Here is a 16,643-nt window from a genome sequence, read left to right as displayed (position 1 = left end):
ACGGGCAGTGGTCGGTGGTCGACCCATGGCAGATAGTTAGCCGCGAAGCGCTCGGGTCAATGGGTCGCGAACTGTGGGGACAGTGCGCCGACTCACGAGCACCAGGGGGTGTCTGCCTCTCCGTCAGGGGTGTCGGGGGGACGACGTGAACCCTCTCCTGTTGGTGAACGCGTGGAGTCACTCATACCTTGAAACGGACGAACCGTGACAAGTCCTATCGACATTGAGGGTGGCGGGACTTCGGTCGTCGTCGACGGCGAACCAGGGCCGGAGACGAAGGGCGAAGCCGTCAAGCTCGACGGCCGGTCTCCCGGCCAGCTGATGTGGCTGCGCTTCAGGCGCGACCGCACGGGCGTGATCTCGGCCTACGTCGTGGGCTTCTTCTTCCTGGTCGGACTGCTCGCCCCGCTGATCGCCAAGCTGTACGGCAAGAACCCGTACACGGTGTACGCGGACGAGCGCCCGGACCTCTTCGACAGCGCCGGCGTGCCGGTGCAGCCCAACGGCGGTATCGGCGGCGACTTCTGGTTCGGCCTCGAACCCGGCAACGGCTACGACGTCTTCACCAAGCTGATCTACGGCATCCGCACCTCGCTGATGATCTCGGTCGCCGTCACCGTCGCGGTGGTCGTGACCGGCATCCTGCTCGGTGTCGCGGCCGGCTATCTCGGCGGCAGGACCGACTACTTCATCGGCCGGGTCATCGACTTCCTGCTCGCCTTCCCGGCACAGCTGTTCTTCATCGCGAGCATGCCCGTCGTGGTCTCCCTGTTCGTCAGCCCGCGCGACGAGACACCGACCTACGTCCGGGTGGTGGCCCTGATCCTCGTCCAGTGGTTCCTGGGCTGGATGGGTCTCGGCCGCATCCTGCGCGGCACCGCACTCGCCCTGCGGGAGCGGGAGTTCATCGAGGCGGCCAAGGTCAGCGGCGCCTCGCCCTGGCGGATCATCCGCAAGGAGATCCTGCCGAACATCGTCACCCCACTGCTGGTGCAGGCGACGTATCTGCTGCCCAACTTCGTGACGGCCGAGGCCGGTCTGTCGTTCCTGGGCGTCGGCATCGTCGAACCGACGCCGGACTGGGGGCAGATGTTCTCCAAGGCGTCCACCCAGCTGGTGATGCAGAACGACATCACCTACATGTTCTTCCCCGGCGTTTCGATGATCATCTTCGTCGTCGCGTTCAACCTGCTCGGGGACTCGGTCAGAGACGCCTTCGATCCCAAGACCGCGCGCTGACCTGGCACCACGTCAACCACACGGATCGTCACTTTCACAGATAGGTGGGAACCTTCGTGATGAGTAGGGGCGGACGCCACGCATACGGCGCACTCTCCGTGCTCGCGGCCGGAGCTCTCGTGCTCACCGGTTGCAGCAAGGGCGGCAGCGACTCCGGTACCGACGGCAAGAAGGACCAGGAGAACGCGAAACGGCAGCAGGCGTCCATCAAGTTCGGTGGCGCGGCGGACTCCACCGGTCCGGCGGCTCCCGTGCCCGGCGCCAAGACGGGCGGCACCATGGAGGTGCTGCAGCGGGACTCGTACGCGCACCTCGACCCGGGCCAGATCTACGTCTCGGACCAGATGTCCGTCGCGCAGCTGCTGCACAGAGGCCTGACCGGCTACAAGGCCACCACCGACGACGGCAGCGGGCACGAGGTGGTCGGTGACCTCGCCACCGATTCGGGGACCACCACCGACGGCGGCAAGACCTGGAAGTACACGCTCAAGGACGGCATCAAGTTCCAGGACGGCACGCCGATCACGTCCAAGGACATCCGGCACAGCGTCGAGCGGCTCTTCGCGCCGTTCATCAACCAGGGTCCCACCTACCTCCAGCAGTGGCTCGCCAACGCCTCCGGCGCCGCCTACCGCAAGCTGCTGCCCGACGGGCCGTACAAGGGCAAGCACCTGCCCAGCTCCGTGCTGGAGACCCCGGACGACAAGACCATCGTCTTCCACTTCAAGTCCCCGCACCCCGACCTGCCCTACGCGCTGGCGATGTCCGGCTACGCGGTGGTCTCGGAGAAGGGCGACACCAAGCAGCGGTACGACAAGGCCCCGGTGGTGTCCGGCCCGTACAAGATCCAGTCGTTCAAGTCCGGCAAGTCGATGGTGCTGGTCAAGAACCCCAGCTGGGACGCGAAGACGGACCCGATCCGGCACCAGTACGTGGACCAGTTCAACATCACGTTCAACCAGCAGTACGAGACCTCCACCAAGGCCCTGCTGGCCGACAGCGGCGCCGACCAGACCGGCCTCAGCTTCAACAACCAGGTCGACGCGGGCAACCTGTCCCAGGTGCTCAAGGACCCGAAGATGAAGTCCCGCACGGTCTCCGGCTACCAGCCCTACGTCGGCCAGATGAACATCAACATGAGCCACCCGGCCATGAAGGACAAGACGGTCCGCGAGGCCATCGCCTACGCGCTGCCGGTCACCCCGTTCGTGCGCGCCTACGGCGGCACCGACGCCATGGAGGTCGCGGGCGGCCTGATCTCCCCGACCGTCTCCGGCTACGACCCCTCCTTCGACCCGTGGGGCAAGAAGAAGAAGCCCGCCGGTGACCCGGACAAGGCCCGTGAGCTGCTGAAGAAGGCCGGCAAGCTCAACATGAAGCTGACCTTCGGCTACATCAACACCCCCGAGGGCCAGCAGTACTCCACCGCCATGGCGGCGGGCCTGAAGAAGGCCGGCTTCGACGTCCAGCGCCAGGAGATCCCGTCCGAGACCTACTACGACCAGGTCTCCAAGCTGAACAACAACTACGACATCTTCCACACCGCGTGGGGTGCCGACTGGCCGTCCGCCTCGACCGTGCTCCCGCCGCTGTACGACGGCCGTGTGATCGCCGACGGCGCGCAGAACTACTCGCAGGTCAACGACCCGAAGATCAACAGTGAGATCGACCGGATCAACAAGATCACCGACCCGGTCAAGTCGGCGGCCGAGTGGGAGAAGCTCGACCAGTACATCGTCAAGGACGTCGTCAACGTCGTCCCGACCGGGTACTACAAGCAGACCCAGATCGCCGGCTCCAAGGTCGGCGGCCTCGTCTACGACGACGTGATCGGCGGCGTCGACCCGCGTCGCCTCTTCATCAAGTAACCGTCCCCGCCCGGTACCCGGCGCGCTCCCGCCAGCGGGACGCGCCGGGCACCGCCGAGGCCGCCGACGTCTGAGAGCTGCCCTGCCATGCTGCGCTTCCTCGTGCGCCGGTTCATCGGTGCCGTCGTCATCCTGTTCCTGTTGAGCATTGTCACGTTCCTGCTGTTCTTCGGGGTGCCCCGGGACCCGGCGCTGCTGATGTGCGGCAAGACGTGCAACCCGGACAGCATCGCGAACATCCACCATGTGCTCGGCCTCGACAAGCCCATCACCGAGCAGTACTGGATCTTCCTGCACAACCTCGTCCTGGGCAGCAACCAGTTCGCCCAGGGGCCCTGCCCCGCCCCCTGCTTCGGCTACTCGTACCACACCAACGAGCAGGTCTGGGGCACCCTGATGGACCGCCTGCCCACCACCGTCTCGCTCACCCTCGGCGCGGCCGTGTGCTTCCTGATCGTCGGCCTCGGCACCGGGCTGCTCGCCGCCTGGCGGCGCGGCACCCTGATCGACAAGACGGCCACCGCGGGCGCCATGGTCATCAGTTCGCTGCAGATCTACTTCCTCGGCCCGCTGGCCCTGGCGATCCTCGTCTACCAGACCCACTGGTTCGACAAGCCCGCCTACAACGACTTCACCCAGGACCCCGCGTCCTGGTTCACGGGACTCATCATCCCGTGGGTGATCCTCTCCACGATCTTCGCCGCGCAGTACACCCGTATGGCGCGCTCCTCGATGATCGAACAGCTCCAGGAGGAACACGTCCGCACCGCGCGCGCCAAGGGCATGTCCCGCGGATACGTCTTCTTCCGCTACGCCTGGCGCGGTTCGCTGATCCCGATCGTCACCATCTTCGGCATCGACCTCGGCTCGCTGTTCGGCGGCGCCATCATCACCGAGTACACCTTCGGCCTCCCCGGCCTCGGCAACCTCGCCGTCCAGTCCGTCTTCTTCAGCGACCTGCCGCTGCTGCTCGGCGTGATGCTCTTCTCCGCCAGCATGATCCTGCTGTTCAACATCATCGTCGACGCCGCCTACGCCTTCATCGACCCGCGCGTGCGGCTGTCCTAGGAGCACTGTCGTGACCACTCTGACCAAGGAAGCCGGTGCTCCGAACCCGGCCGGTACCGGTCCCCTGCTCTCGGTGCGGGACCTGCACGTCAGCTTCAAGACCGAGGACGGCGTCGTACGGGCCGTGGACGGGCTGTCCTTCGACGTGGAGCGCGGCAGGACGCTCGGCATCGTGGGCGAGTCCGGCTCGGGCAAGTCGGTGACCAACCTGACCATCCTCGGCCTGCACAACCCCATGTTCACCACGGTCGAGGGTGAAATCCTGCTGGACGGGCGGGAGTTGACCACGGCCCGCGAGTCCGAGCTGGAGAAGCTGCGCGGCAACAAGGTCGCCATGATCTTCCAGGACCCGCTCACCGCGCTCTCCCCTTACTACACGGTCGGCCGGCAGATCGCCGAGCCGTACATGAAGCACATCGGCGCCTCCAAGAAGGAGGCCTGGGCACGTGCCGTGGAGATGCTCGGCAAGGTCGGCATCCCGAACCCCAGGGAGCGGGCGAAGGAGTACCCGCACCAGTTCTCCGGCGGTATGCGCCAGCGCGCGATGATCGCCATGGCGCTGGTCTGCGACCCCGACCTGCTCATCGCCGACGAGCCGACGACCGCCCTGGACGTGACGGTGCAGGCGCAGATCCTGGACCTGCTGAAGGACCTGCAGCAGGAGTTCGGCACCGGCATCGTCTTCATCACCCACGACCTGGGGGTGATCGCCGACATGGCCGACGACATCATGGTGATGTACGCGGGCGGCGCGGTGGAGCGGGGCACCACCGACGAGGTGCTGCGCGCGCCCCGGCACCCGTACACCTGGGGCCTGCTGAACTCGATGCCCCGGCTGGACTCCGACCTCGCTGCCCAGCTGTCCCCGATCCCCGGTTCGCCGCCCTCGCTGCTCACCCCGCCGTCCGGCTGCCGCTTCCATCCCCGCTGCACCTTCCAGGAGCGGGTGGAGGGCACGGGCCGCTGTGTGCGCGAGCGCCCGCTGCTGGCACCGGACCGGGCCTCCGCGTGCCATCTCACGGAGGAACAGAAGCGGACCATCTTCATCGAAGAGATCAAGCCCCGTCTGGGCTAGGTCGTCGTACGTCCTAGGAGGACACCGTCATGAAAGAGGACCTGGTCCTCCCGGCCCCGCGCGAGAAGAGCGCCGGCGCGGACGGGGAGCCGTTGCTGGAGGTCTCCGGACTGGTCAAGCACTTCCCCGTCAAGGGCGGCTTCCCGATCCGCCGGACGGTCGGCGCGGTGCAGGCCGTGGACGGGGTCGACATCACCGTGCACGCCGGGGAGAGCTTCGGTCTGGTCGGCGAGTCGGGCTGCGGCAAGTCGACCACGGGCCGGCTGATCGCCCGGCTGCTGGAGCCGACCGGCGGCACGATCACCTACCGCGGGCAGGACATCAGCCACGCGAACCGCAAGCAGCTGGCGCCGATCCGCTCCGAGATCCAGATGATCTTCCAGGACCCGTACTCGTCGCTCAATCCACGGCAGACGGTCGGAAAGATCATCTCCGGTCCGATGGAGATCAACGGGATCAACCCCGAGGGCGGGCGCGAGAAGCGGGTCCGTGAACTGCTGGAGATCGTGGGTCTGAACCCCGAGCACTACAACCGCTTCCCGCACGAGTTCTCCGGCGGCCAGCGCCAGCGCATCGGTGTCGCCCGCGCGCTGGCCCTGGAGCCGAAGCTGATCGTGGCGGACGAGCCGGTCTCCGCCCTGGACGTCTCGATCCAGGCGCAGGTCGTCAACCTGCTGCAGAAGGTCCAGAGGGAACTGGGCATCGCGTTCGTCTTCATCGCCCACGACCTCGCCGTCGTGCGGCACTTCTCGCAGCGCGTCGCGGTCATGTACCTCGGCAAGATCATCGAGGTGGGCGACCGCGAATCCATCTACACCCGGCCGCGCCACCCGTACACCCACGCCCTGCTGTCCGCCGTCCCCGAGGTGAACCTCGCGACGGACGACGCCACCGCGCGCGAGCGCATCCGCCTGGCCGGCGACGTGCCCTCGCCGATCTCCCCGCCCTCCGGCTGCCGCTTCCGCACCCGCTGCTGGAAGGCCCAGGACAAGTGCGCGACCGAGGAGCCGCCGCTGGTCCAGATCTCCGGCAACCGTGAGGGCCATCTGACGGCCTGCCACTTCCCGGAGGAGCCGACGACCGAGGCACGGGACGAGGACATCGTCCTGGACCCGGCGCTGGCGGCACTGGAGGAGGGCACACCGGGGCCGGAGCCCGCGCAGGAGGCGTAGCCACGCGTGGCCCGTGTCCGTGGGTGCGGGTGACGCCCGAGCGGGGGACACGGGCACGCCTGTATCGAGGCTTGCGGGTGGCGCCTGTACCGGGGCCTGCGGTGGGCTCCCGTATCGGGGAGTACACGTGGCGCCCGTATCGGGGAGTACGCGTGGCGCCCGTGTCGCGGACTACGGGTGACGCTCGTACACGGTGACCCGCCGGCCGCGCACCCGTTCGTCCGCCACCGCGGTGAAGTGCCGCTTCAGTACGTCGGCCTTCGCCCTGTCCCGCTCGGCCGAGACCGGCGGGGCCACCTCCGGCGCGTCGGTGACCAGCAGAATGCGGTGCTGCGCCAGCATCGCGGACCGTATCCGCTGTGCTGACGCCTCCTCGCCCTTCAGGTTCCCGGCCGCCACGGGATCCCTCACCAGTGCGATGTCCCGCAGGCCGGCGAAGTCGCCGGGGGAGACCTGGGCGGTGTCGCGCCGGTCCGCCGGCAGGAAGAGGACGGCGTCCCCGGTCCTCTTGAGCCGGTGGACCTCCCCGGCCACCGCCAGGACGTCGTCCACGCGGCTGGCCGGGGACCGCTGGGCCAGTGACTGGGGCAACAGCGCCACCACGGCCACCGCGAGCGCCACCGGGACGAGCCATCGTGAGGCACGCGGGTACCGGTGGCCCGTCGACCGGACCGCCGCCGCGAGGGCCGCCCCGATCAGCAGGGCCAGGCCCAGCATGCTGAACAGGACATAGCGGTCCAGGTACAGCGGACGGACCAGGGAGACGGCGAGCAGGCCGAGTTGCGGCACCGCCAGGAGGGGCAGTCCGACGGCCGCCGCCGAAAGCCGGCCCCCGCGTGGCCGGTCCGCCAGGGCCGCGAGCGCGCCGAGCGTCAGCAGGACGGCAGGCCCGATCATCTTCTGCCAGGTCAGCGGCGGTATCCAGGCCACCTGATGGGCCTGGGTCCGGCTGAACAGGATCAGCGGCAGTGTGCCGGCGACCGCGGCCGACGCGGCGACCGCCCAGCGCACCTGCACTCCGCGCCGGGCCCTGGTCCAGCGGAGCGTCGCCAGATGCGCGGGCAGGATCAGCAGCGACAGCCAGTTCAGCAGCCCGCACAGCAGCACCGTGCCGCCGTACGCCACCCAGTGCCCGGTACGGCCGCGCTCCTGGAGCACGCCGACGAGCAGCAGCGTCGAGAGCGCGGCCCCCGCGGACACGAGCGCGTACGGGCGGCCGTCCTGGAGGGAGAACTGCACGGCGGGAAGGAGCCCGAACGCCAGCCCGGCGCCCACGCCGGCCCAGACCCCGGCCAGCCGATGGCCGACGGCCGTGACACAGGCCGCCGCCACCGCCACGGCCAGCACGGAGGGCAGCCGCAGGGTCGTGGTGCTCGCCCCGAAGCAGTGGAACAGCCCGTGCATCAACAGGTAGTAGAGCCCGTGCACGGCGTCGACCTGCCGCAGCAGATGCCAGATCTCGGGGACGGACCGCTGGGCCGCCATCCACGTCGCGGCCTCGTCCCGCCACACACTGTGCTGCCGGGACAGCCCCCACAGGCCGAGGGCGAGGGTCCACGGCACCGGGACCAGCCACACGGGCAGGCGTGACCGGAGCAGGTTCAGGGGGGAGTTCATGAAGAGGTCCGGGTCCTCGGGATCGACGGTCCACGCCGCAAAGGGCGGGCCTGTCGAACGCTCGGTGCACACCGCACACCGGCTCGGCCGCGTGTGTGCGTCACCCACCCCCTGGGCGCCACCCGCGCTGTCGGTGGTCGGCCGACCGGGTGGGCATGACGCGAATCTACCCGCCGGAAACGATCAACGACCAGTGATCACACGGTGATCACTGTCATAGCCGACGCGAGCAACCTCCAGGTCCCAAGGCGTGGAACCAGGGCGTTCGGAGCCCCGTCACTCCAGGGGAGAGCCTTTGCCCAGCGGTTTCGGAAACGGTGAAAAGTCAGTGCTGGACGAGATGGTGTTCCGGAGCGAAGACGTGTGCGCGGCGGACCGGTTCGACTACTGGACCGAACTCCTGGGCCGTACGCACGCACCCATGGAGCTGTGCAGCGACCACGCCGGCGATTTCCGGGCCTCCCAGCGCGTGCTGGACCTCGGTGCCGTCACCGTGTGGTCCGCCACGTTCCAGCCGCTGGTGTTCCGGCGTACGCCGAAGCTGATCCGGCAGTCCGACCCCGAGGCGTACCACCTGTCACTCGTCGTCAGCGGGACCGGGGCGGGCGTGTGGCGGCACCGGGAGACCGAGTACAAGCCGTACGACCTGTTCATCAACTCCTCCTCGCTGCCGAACGACGTCTACAGCATCGGGGACCCGGTTCAGACGGTGGCGCTGGAGGTGCCCAAGGCCCTGCTGCCGCTGTCTCGTGACATGGCCGGCCGGATCGTCGGGGCGCCGGTGTCGGCCCGGGACGGCATGGGTGCCCTGCTGGCGCAGTTCCTCACCCGGCTGGTCGCGGACCCGTCCGCGTACCGGCCCTCCGACCGGCCGCGGCTGGCGTCCATCGCGACACCTCTGGTCGCCGCGCTCTTCGCCCATCTGCTCGACGCCGGGGACCGCCTGCCCCCGGAGACCCATCGGCGCGCCCTCCTCCTGCGCATCCAGGCGTTCGTCCGGGAGCACTTACACGACCGGCACCTCACCCCGAGCACCATCGCCGCCGCGCACCACATCTCCACCAGCTATCTGCACCGCCTCTTCCAGGACGAGGACGCCACGGTCGCCGCGTGGATACGCCGCCTGCGCCTGGAGGCGGCCCGCCGCGACCTCGCCGACCCGGCGCTCCGGCTCGTCCCCATCCACGCCATCGCCGCCCGCTGGGGATTCCCCCGCGCGGCCGACTTCAGCCGTGCCTACCGCGCGGCCTACGGCACCACGCCCAGGGACCACCGGCACCAGGCCCTCCCTCACCGCGAGTGAACCCCCCGCCCACACGGTCGGGCACGACCGGCGCGTAGTGCCTCGCCGCGAGCGGCGCCCCCTCCGGCAGCGCCTAGGCCCGCCGGGCCATGGTGATGATCTCGGGGCTGGTGGGGGTGAGCGGTCCCCGCTCCCAGTCCCCGTACTGCTCGGTGACCACCAGACCGGCCTCCGCGAGGAAACCCTCCAGGGTCCCGGCGTCCAGGAAGCGCAGGACGCCGTGGCACACCTGTGGGGTCGGCCAGCCGTCGCCGTCGTAGGTCTCCGTGAACCGCACCCGGCCCCCGCGGAGCGGCTCCAGGACCTCGTGCCACACCCGTACCGGCGTGCCGTCGGCGGCGGTGATCTCGTGCACCCGCTCCGGGACCCACCGTTCCCAGGGGCGGGCGGCCGGGTTGCGGGTCTCGAACGCGAACCGCCCGTCGTCGCCGAGGGCCGCGCGGACCGCCCGCAGACAGTGCCGGATCTCCTCGTCCCCGACCAGCTCCTGAAACGCGTGCCCGGTCATGACGACGAGGTCGAACTCCGCCTCCCACCGCCGCACCCGCGTGTCCCCGAGCACCCACTCGACGTCCGGCCGGGCCCGCCGCGCCTGGACCAGCATGGCGGCGGCCGGGTCGAGCCCCATCAGCCGGCCCGTGTGCCCCTCGGCGCGGGCCCGCCGCAGCAGCCGTCCGGTGCCGCACCCGATGTCCAGAACCGCGTGCGCGTCCCGCAGCAGACCGAGGTAGAAGTCGTCAGCCGGACCCCAGGGGTTGAGGCTGTCGTAGAGCGCGGCGAGCGTGAGATCGGTGAACGGATGATCTACCACCGCGGCAGTCTGACACACGTTGTTGAACGGCGCGTCAGTTTCCGGTGCACTTCTTGAGCATCTATCAACTCTGGTGCGTGACATGGCCGTTCCATGCCGAAGGCCCGCACCTGGGGAGGCGCGGGCCTTCGTTCCCTGGAAGCGGATTTCATGGGCTCGGGTCAATGGGCCGGTGAAGTCCGTTCCGCAAGGCGGGGCTGACGGAAAGGGGTGTGTCAGGCCGCCGCCTCGGGGTCCTTGGAGAGGCGGGGGGCCGGGACGGTGTCCGCCGTCTCCGGGTAGTGGCAGGCCGTCAGATGACCGGGCTTGTTGCCCTCGGCCTGGACCAGCGGCGGGGCCTCCGTCGCGCACTTCTCCGTCGCCTTCCAGCAGCGGGTGCGGAAGCGGCAGCCGGAGGGCGGGTTGATCGGCGAGGGCACGTCGCCGACCAGGCGGATGCGCTCGCGCGGCTCCGCGTCCACCGTCGCCTCGGGCACGGCGGACAGCAGGGCCCGCGTGTAGGGGTGGCGGGGGTTGTCGTACAGGTCGTCGCGGTCGGCGATCTCCACGATCTTGCCGAGGTACATGACCGCGACGCGCTGCGAGAAGTGCCGCACGACGGCGAGGTCGTGGGCGATGAAGACGAACGCGATGCCCAGTTCCCTCTGGACCTTCTGCAGCAGGTTGACGACCTGCGCCTGGATCGAGACGTCCAGGGCGGAGACCGGCTCGTCCGCGACGATCAGCTTCGGCTCCAGGGCGAGCGCGCGGGCGACACCGATGCGCTGGCGCTGGCCGCCGGAGAACTCGTGCGGGAAGCGGTTGTAGTGCTCGGGGTTCAGACCCACGATCTCCAGCAGTTCACGGACCCGCTTCTCGCGCCCGCCCTCGGGGTTGATCCCGTTGATCTCCATCGGACCGGAGATGATCTTTCCGACCGTCTGCCGCGGGTTCAGCGAGGCGTACGGGTCCTGGAAGATCATCTGGATCTCGGAGCGGATCGGCGCCAGGCCCTTGCGGTCCGCGTGCGTGATGTCCTGGCCCCGGTAGGTGATCTTGCCACCGGTCGGCTCCAGGAGCCGGGTGATCAGCCGGCCCGTGGTCGACTTGCCGCAGCCCGACTCGCCGACGAGGCCCAGGCTCTCACCCTCGGCCACCTGGAAGTCCAGTCCGTCCACGGCCTGCACCGCGCCGACCGTCCGGCGGATCGGGAAGCCGCCCTTGATCGGGAAGTGCTTGGTGAGCCCGGAGACGTCCAGGAGGGGGTTCGTGTTGCTCATGGTCGTGAAGTCCCGTCTGGTGGCCGTCAGTTGTGCCGGGTTGCGGCGTAGTCGGAGAAGAGTTCCCGCTTCTGCTCCACGGTGAGGTGGCAGGCGGAGCCGCGGCCCTCGGCCACCTCCAGCTTCGGCCGCTCGGACGAGCACCGGCCGTCGGTGACCTTCTCGGCGAACGCGCAGCGCGGGTGGAAGCGGCAGCCGGACGGCGGGTTGAGCAGCGAGGGCGGGGAACCGGGGATGGGGGAGAGCGGCACGTCGACCGGGCCGTCCAGGCTCGGCATGGAGTTCAGCAGACCCAGGGTGTAGGGGTGCTCCGGGGCGCTCAGCACCTGCTTCTTGGTGCCGCGCTCCACGCACCGGCCGCCGTACATCACCAGCACGTCGTCGGCGATGTCGGCGATGACACCGAGGTCGTGGGTGATGAAGATGATCGCGGTGCCGAACTCCTGCTGGAGGTCCTTGAGCAGGTCCATGATCTGGGCCTGGACCGTCACGTCGAGGGCCGTCGTCGGCTCGTCGGCGATCAGCAGCTCGGGGTCGCAGACCAGCGCCATGGCGATCATCGCGCGCTGGCGCATACCGCCCGAGAACTGGTGCGGGTAGTCGTCCACACGGACATCCGGCTGGGGGATGCCGACCCGGCGCAGCATCTCGATCGCGCGTGCCCGGGCCTCCTTCTTGGAGGCGCCGGTGTGCTTGCGGTACGTCTCGGCGATCTGCGCGCCGATGGTGTGGTACGGCGAGAGCGAGGCCAGCGCGTCCTGGAAGATCATGGACATCTTGTTGCCGCGCAGCTTCTCCAGCTCGGACTCGCTGGCGCTGATCAGCTCCTTGCCCTCAAGCAGGATCTCGCCGTCCATCGTGGTGTTCCGCGGGTCGTGCAGGCCCAGGATCGCCATGTTGGTGACCGACTTGCCGGAGCCGGACTCGCCGACGATGCCGAGGGTCTTGCCCTTCTCCAGGTCGAAGGAGAGCCCGTCGACGGCCTTGACGATGCCGTCCTCGGTGGAGAAGTGGACCTTCAGGTCGCGCAGGGAGAGGAAGGGGGTGCTCATGATTCGCTCTCCTTACGCGAGGCGCACGCGCGGGTCGATGAGGGCGTACACGGCGTCGACGATGATGTTGAAGACGACGATCGCGGCCGCGGCGACCAGGATGACGCCGAGCAGCATCGGCAGGTCGTTGGTGTTGACCGCCTTCACCGAGAGCTTGCCGATGCCCTGCAGGCTGAAGGTCGACTCGGTGATGATCGCGCCGCCGAGGAGCGTGCCGAGGTCGAGACCGAAGATGGTGATGATCGGGCCCATCGCGCCGCGCCAGGCGAAGCGGAAGAACACCTTTCGGCGGGACAGGCCCTTGGCGCGGGCCGTGCGGACGTAGTCCTCGCTGAGGGACTCGACCATCTGGGACCGCGTCATACGGGTGTAGTTGGCCGTGAAGATCAGCGACAGCACCAGCCACGGCACCAGCAGGCCCGTGAACCACTTGCCCGGGTCGTCGGTGAACGGCGTGTAGTTGGCCCGGTCCATCAGGTGCCACTGGTCCACGAGGAGGTACGTGGCCAGGACGCCGATGACGTAGATCTGCATCGACGACGCGATCAGCGAGGCGGAGCTGGCGATCTTGTCGAGGGCCTTGCCCTGCTTCACCGCGGCGAGCATGCCGGTGCCCACACCGAAGACCAGGAAGACCAGGGCACTGCCCAGGGCCAGGGAGATCGTCGTCGGGAAGCGGTCCTCGATGGTGCCCAGGACCGGCTCGCGGTTCTGGAACGAGTAACCCAGGCACGGCGCGTCGCAGTGCCCGAAGGAGGCGTAGTCACGTCCCACGAAGAGGCCCTTGAGCCAGTCCCAGTACTGCACGGGGAGCGAGTGGTCGATCCCCAGGTTCTTCTTCACCAGGGCCAGGGTCTCGGGGGTGCAGACCTTGCCGCACGCGAGGCGGGCGGGGTCGCGCGGAGCGGCGTAGAACAGGACGAACACCAGGGCGCTGATGATCAGCAGGATCACAGCGGCGCCGAGGGTCCGGCGGATGAGGAAGCGGAGCATGGCAGTTGGGTTTTCCTGACGGGATGCCGTAGGGGGTGAGACGGCGGGGCGGCACCGGGGCCGCCCCGCCGGGGTTCGTACGTCAGGCCTTCACGAAGGTCTTGTACAGCAGGGTCGCGGAGAAGTTCGGGTCGAACTGGGCACCGCCCACCTTCGAGCCGTACACGTAGAAGCGGCGGGTGAACGTCTCGGGGATGATCGGCGCCACCTCCGTCATGATCTTCTTGTCCAGCGCGGCCCAGGCCTTGCCGGCCTCGGTCTGGTCGGCGATCACCGCGGTCTTCTTGATCGCGTCGTTGATCCAGCTGATGTCCGTCTGGGAGACGTTGTTCTGGCCGTTTCCGATGGCGGCGCCGTCGAAGAGCGGCTCGATCATCGTGTAGGCGGTCGGCCAGTCCGGGGACCAGCCGCCCCACATGACGTCGTAGCTGTTGTTGATCTGCTGGATCTGGTCGTAGTACGACGTGGAGTCGACCGGCTTCATGACCGGCGTGAAGCCGGCCGCCTTCAGCGCGTTCTCGATGACGACCTTGGTCTTGAGGTAGGTCGGGTCCTGCGGGAAGGCGTAGACGACCTTCACGCCCTCCTTGCCGGCCTCCTTCAGCAGCGCCTTGGCCTTCTCCGGGTCGCCCGCCGGCTTCGTCAGCTTCCCGTAGACGTCGCTCTTCTCGTAGCCGATGATGTCGGGGCTGAGGATCGAGCTCGCGAGGTCACCGGCGGACGGGCCGCCGTAGATCTGCCGGATCTGCTGCAGCGGCCAGGCGTGGATGAGGGCCTGACGGACCTTCAGGTCGGTGACGCGCTTGGTGTTGATCCAGTAGAAGTACGTGCCGGTGAGCAGACCGTTGAAGGTGCGCTTCTTCAGCTGCGGGTCGGTGAGCACCTTCTGGATGCGCTCGGCCGGGACGCCCTTGTAGATCGACACCGCGTACTGGTCGTTGCCCTGGTCGGCGATCAGGCGGTCGGTGCTGTCGAGGGTCTCGACACCGAAGAGGAACTCGAAGCCGTCCGGGTAGGCGTTGCGGATCGAGTCGGTGGCCGGGTCCCAGTTCTTGTTGCGGGTCAGCACCATCGACTTGTCGATGGAGTGCGCCTTGATCTTGTAAGGACCGGCGGAAACCGGGGCCTTGTCGTACTTCTCCTTGGTGTCCAGCTTCACGGGCGTGGCGGCGTAGGAGTGCATCGCCAGCGTGAAGTTGAAGTCCGGCTTCGGCTCGGCCAGGTGGAAGGTGATGGTCCGCTTGGCCTTGTCGGTGACGATCGCGTCCAGGTGCTTGCCCTTGTACGGACCCTCGTAGGCGTCACGCCACTTGGCGCCCTTGCCGGTCAGCGCCAGCTGGGCGTAGGTGGCGGACTCGGTGACGAACGGGGCCCACAGACGCTCGATGCCGTGGCGCACGTCCTCGACGGTCAGCTCGCTGCCGTCCTCCCACTTCAGACCCTCCTTCAGCGTGAAGGTCCAGGTCTTGTTGTCCTTGGAGGCGGTGCCGGTGTCGGTGGCGAGGTCGCCGACGAGCTTCTGGTGACCGGAGGAGTCGATCTTGTAACCGGTCAGGCAGCGGTGCAGCAGCAGCGCGATCGTGGAGTTGTACGCGTAGTAGATGCGCTGCGGGTCGAGGTGCGAGAAGTCGTCCGGCGCGAGGCCGTAGATCGTGCCGCCCTTCTTGGCGCCGGGGATCTCCGGGGCGGGACCGGTGGAGTCGGCCTTCGTGCCGATGGTGACCTTGGCGCCCGTGTAGCTGGTGGCGCCGGCGCTCGGGGTGCCGTTGCCGCCCCCGCCGCCGCTGCTGCACGCGGACAGCAGCGTCGAGCCCGCGGCCGCGACAGAGGTGGCGATGACGAAGTTTCTGCGGGAGAGAGACATGGCTGACCCGTTCGTAGTGGATGACAGGAGGTGCTAGTTCCCGGCCGGGCCCCGTCGCCCGGGCCGGGAGGAACTCAGCGCTTGGTCTTCGGGTCCAGTGCGTCGCGGACCGAGTCGCCGAGCAGGTTGAAGGCCACGACGAAGATCACCATGGCCACGCCCGGGAAGAGCATGAAGGTGATGTCGTCCTGGTAGACCTTGGCGCCGTTCTGGATCATCACGCCCCAGTCGGGGGTCGGGTCCGTAAGGCCGACACCGAGGAAGGCGAGACCCGCTTCGGCGGTGACGTAGGTCGGGAGGAGGAGCGTCGCCTGGATGAGGATCGGGGTCCACAGGTTGGGCAGCAGTTCCTTGAAGATGATCCGGGCCGGGGAGGCGCCGGTGACCTTGGCCGCCTCCACGAACTCGCGCTCGCGCAGGGCGAGCACCTCACCGCGCAGCAGACGCGCGATCGAGGCCCAGCCGAAGGCGGTCATCACGAGGATCAGGCTGGTCACGGTCAGCCAGACCGGGGTGCCGTCGGTCGGCTTGACGAAGATCGCCATGACCACGGGCCAGAAGGCGATGAAGAACAGCGTCTGCGGGAACGCCAGCAGGATGTCGATGACCCGGCCGACGAAGTAGTCCGTCTTGCCGCCCAGGTAGCCGGCGGTGATGCCGATGACGACGCCGAGCAGGGTCGTCATCAGGGCGGCGGCGGTGGCGATCAGCAGGGAGTTGCGGATGCCGTAGAGCAGGAAGGTGAAGACGTCCCGCCCGAGCTGCGGCTCGATGCCGAACCAGAAGTCGGAGCTGATGCCGCCGTTGGGCTTCAACGGGTAGTTGAACTCGTTGAACAGGCCCGGGATGTTCATGCCGTACGTGGTGTACGGGTCCTTGCCGTACACCTTGGCGATCAGCGGCGCGGCGATGCCCACGACGAAGAACAAGATCACCGTGATGGCCGATATGACACCCGTGCGGTCCCGCTTGAAGCGGGTCCAGGCCAGCCGTCCCGGAGAGCGGCTCTCGGTGCCCTTCGGGTTGCCGGGCTTCGCCGATGTGGCGCTGTCTTCTTTGGTCACCTCAAGGGGGGCGGCCGAGGAAGGGGTTGCGGGGGTCATGATGCTCCGTGCCTTGTGGGTCAAGGCTCCGCAGGGCGCTCCCCTACGGGCTACGCCGGACTTTTTCAACGCAATTCATTCAAGGTCAATAAATTCTCGGTCGCCTTGGTTGCGTCTTTACGTTCTTTACTCGTAGTTGACTATTCCGTAGCTACGCGGGTAGCGCGCTGTAATCAATCCGTGCTTCACATTGGACCAATTGGGCGAATCGGGCAATGA

Annotated in this window: 13 protein-coding genes; 6 read left to right on the top strand and 7 right to left on the bottom strand. The window is 68.3% G+C overall.

The window, feature by feature from the left end:
- Positions 1-204 precede the first annotated feature (204 nt).
- The 5 genes from IE244_RS06210 to IE244_RS06190 all read left to right on the top strand — a co-directional run bounded on the left by IE244_RS06210 (position 205) and on the right by IE244_RS06190 (position 6,422).
- The gene (locus IE244_RS06210) at positions 205-1,239 is read left to right on the top strand and encodes an ABC transporter permease (RefSeq protein ID WP_191871622.1); all 1,035 of its coding nucleotides are present in this window, start codon (positions 205-207) and stop codon (positions 1,237-1,239) included.
- Positions 1,240-1,298: 59 nt separating this feature from the next.
- On the top strand, positions 1,299-3,107 hold the full coding sequence (locus IE244_RS06205) for an ABC transporter substrate-binding protein (protein WP_191871621.1): 1,809 nt from the start codon (positions 1,299-1,301) through the stop codon (positions 3,105-3,107).
- Between the two features lie 87 nt (positions 3,108-3,194).
- On the top strand, positions 3,195-4,175 hold the full coding sequence (locus IE244_RS06200) for an ABC transporter permease (RefSeq protein WP_191871620.1): 981 nt from the start codon (positions 3,195-3,197) through the stop codon (positions 4,173-4,175).
- 10 nt (positions 4,176-4,185) lie between these two features.
- Complete coding sequence (locus IE244_RS06195; RefSeq protein WP_031163622.1) at positions 4,186-5,250, top strand: ABC transporter ATP-binding protein; 1,065 nt, start codon at positions 4,186-4,188, stop codon at positions 5,248-5,250.
- A gap of 29 nt (positions 5,251-5,279) precedes the next feature.
- Complete coding sequence (locus tag IE244_RS06190) at positions 5,280-6,422, top strand: ABC transporter ATP-binding protein (RefSeq protein WP_191871619.1); 1,143 nt, start codon at positions 5,280-5,282, stop codon at positions 6,420-6,422.
- A 171-nt stretch (positions 6,423-6,593) separates the two neighbouring features.
- Here IE244_RS06190 and IE244_RS06185 read toward each other — a convergent pair whose 3' ends face one another.
- A complete protein-coding gene (locus IE244_RS06185) occupies positions 6,594-8,039 on the bottom strand; it encodes a glycosyltransferase family protein (protein WP_191871618.1) in 1,446 nt (481 codons plus the stop codon).
- A gap of 328 nt (positions 8,040-8,367) precedes the next feature.
- On the opposite strand from IE244_RS06185, the gene IE244_RS06180 reads away from it, so the two are divergent.
- A complete protein-coding gene (locus tag IE244_RS06180) occupies positions 8,368-9,342 on the top strand; it encodes an AraC-like ligand-binding domain-containing protein (RefSeq protein WP_191871617.1) in 975 nt (324 codons plus the stop codon).
- Between the two features lie 73 nt (positions 9,343-9,415).
- Here IE244_RS06180 and IE244_RS06175 read toward each other — a convergent pair whose 3' ends face one another.
- The 6 genes from IE244_RS06175 to IE244_RS06150 form a co-directional block, all read right to left on the bottom strand.
- Entirely contained in the window at positions 9,416-10,153 is a 738-nt protein-coding gene (locus IE244_RS06175; RefSeq protein ID WP_191871616.1) for a class I SAM-dependent methyltransferase, read from the bottom strand.
- 215 nt (positions 10,154-10,368) lie between these two features.
- Positions 10,369-11,412, bottom strand: a complete 1,044-nt coding sequence (locus IE244_RS06170; protein WP_191871615.1) for an ABC transporter ATP-binding protein — start codon at positions 11,410-11,412, stop codon at positions 10,369-10,371.
- A 26-nt stretch (positions 11,413-11,438) separates the two neighbouring features.
- Complete coding sequence (locus tag IE244_RS06165; RefSeq protein ID WP_191871614.1) at positions 11,439-12,464, bottom strand: ABC transporter ATP-binding protein; 1,026 nt, start codon at positions 12,462-12,464, stop codon at positions 11,439-11,441.
- A gap of 12 nt (positions 12,465-12,476) precedes the next feature.
- A complete protein-coding gene (locus IE244_RS06160; RefSeq protein ID WP_191871613.1) occupies positions 12,477-13,457 on the bottom strand; it encodes an ABC transporter permease in 981 nt (326 codons plus the stop codon).
- Between the two features lie 82 nt (positions 13,458-13,539).
- Positions 13,540-15,321: an ABC transporter substrate-binding protein gene (locus IE244_RS06155; protein WP_191871612.1), complete on the bottom strand. Its 1,782-nt coding sequence runs from the start codon at positions 15,319-15,321 to the stop codon at positions 13,540-13,542.
- Positions 15,322-15,395: 74 nt separating this feature from the next.
- Complete coding sequence (locus IE244_RS06150; protein ID WP_191871611.1) at positions 15,396-16,424, bottom strand: ABC transporter permease; 1,029 nt, start codon at positions 16,422-16,424, stop codon at positions 15,396-15,398.
- Positions 16,425-16,643: the final 219 nt, after the last annotated feature.

The sequence above is a fragment of the Streptomyces filipinensis genome (assembly GCF_014649495.1).
GTDB classification, from domain to species: domain Bacteria; phylum Actinomycetota; class Actinomycetes; order Streptomycetales; family Streptomycetaceae; genus Streptomyces; species Streptomyces filipinensis.
The sequence above is the reverse complement of the archived record's forward strand: the minus strand, read 5'-3'. Positions and strand labels throughout refer to the sequence as shown.

Coding starts and splice junctions, on each gene's coding strand:
- IE244_RS06205 (WP_191871621.1), top strand. CDS start 1,299: ATGAGTAGGGGCGGACGCCACGCATACGGCGCACTCTCCGTGCTCGCG.
- IE244_RS06200 (WP_191871620.1), top strand. CDS start 3,195: ATGCTGCGCTTCCTCGTGCGCCGGTTCATCGGTGCCGTCGTCATCCTG.
- IE244_RS06190 (WP_191871619.1), top strand. CDS start 5,280: ATGAAAGAGGACCTGGTCCTCCCGGCCCCGCGCGAGAAGAGCGCCGGC.
- IE244_RS06185 (WP_191871618.1), bottom strand. CDS start 8,039: ATGAACTCCCCCCTGAACCTGCTCCGGTCACGCCTGCCCGTGTGGCTG.
- IE244_RS06170 (WP_191871615.1), bottom strand. CDS start 11,412: ATGAGCAACACGAACCCCCTCCTGGACGTCTCCGGGCTCACCAAGCAC.
- IE244_RS06165 (WP_191871614.1), bottom strand. CDS start 12,464: ATGAGCACCCCCTTCCTCTCCCTGCGCGACCTGAAGGTCCACTTCTCC.
- IE244_RS06160 (WP_191871613.1), bottom strand. CDS start 13,457: ATGCTCCGCTTCCTCATCCGCCGGACCCTCGGCGCCGCTGTGATCCTG.
- IE244_RS06155 (WP_191871612.1), bottom strand. CDS start 15,321: ATGTCTCTCTCCCGCAGAAACTTCGTCATCGCCACCTCTGTCGCGGCC.
- IE244_RS06150 (WP_191871611.1), bottom strand. CDS start 16,424: ATGACCCCCGCAACCCCTTCCTCGGCCGCCCCCCTTGAGGTGACCAAA.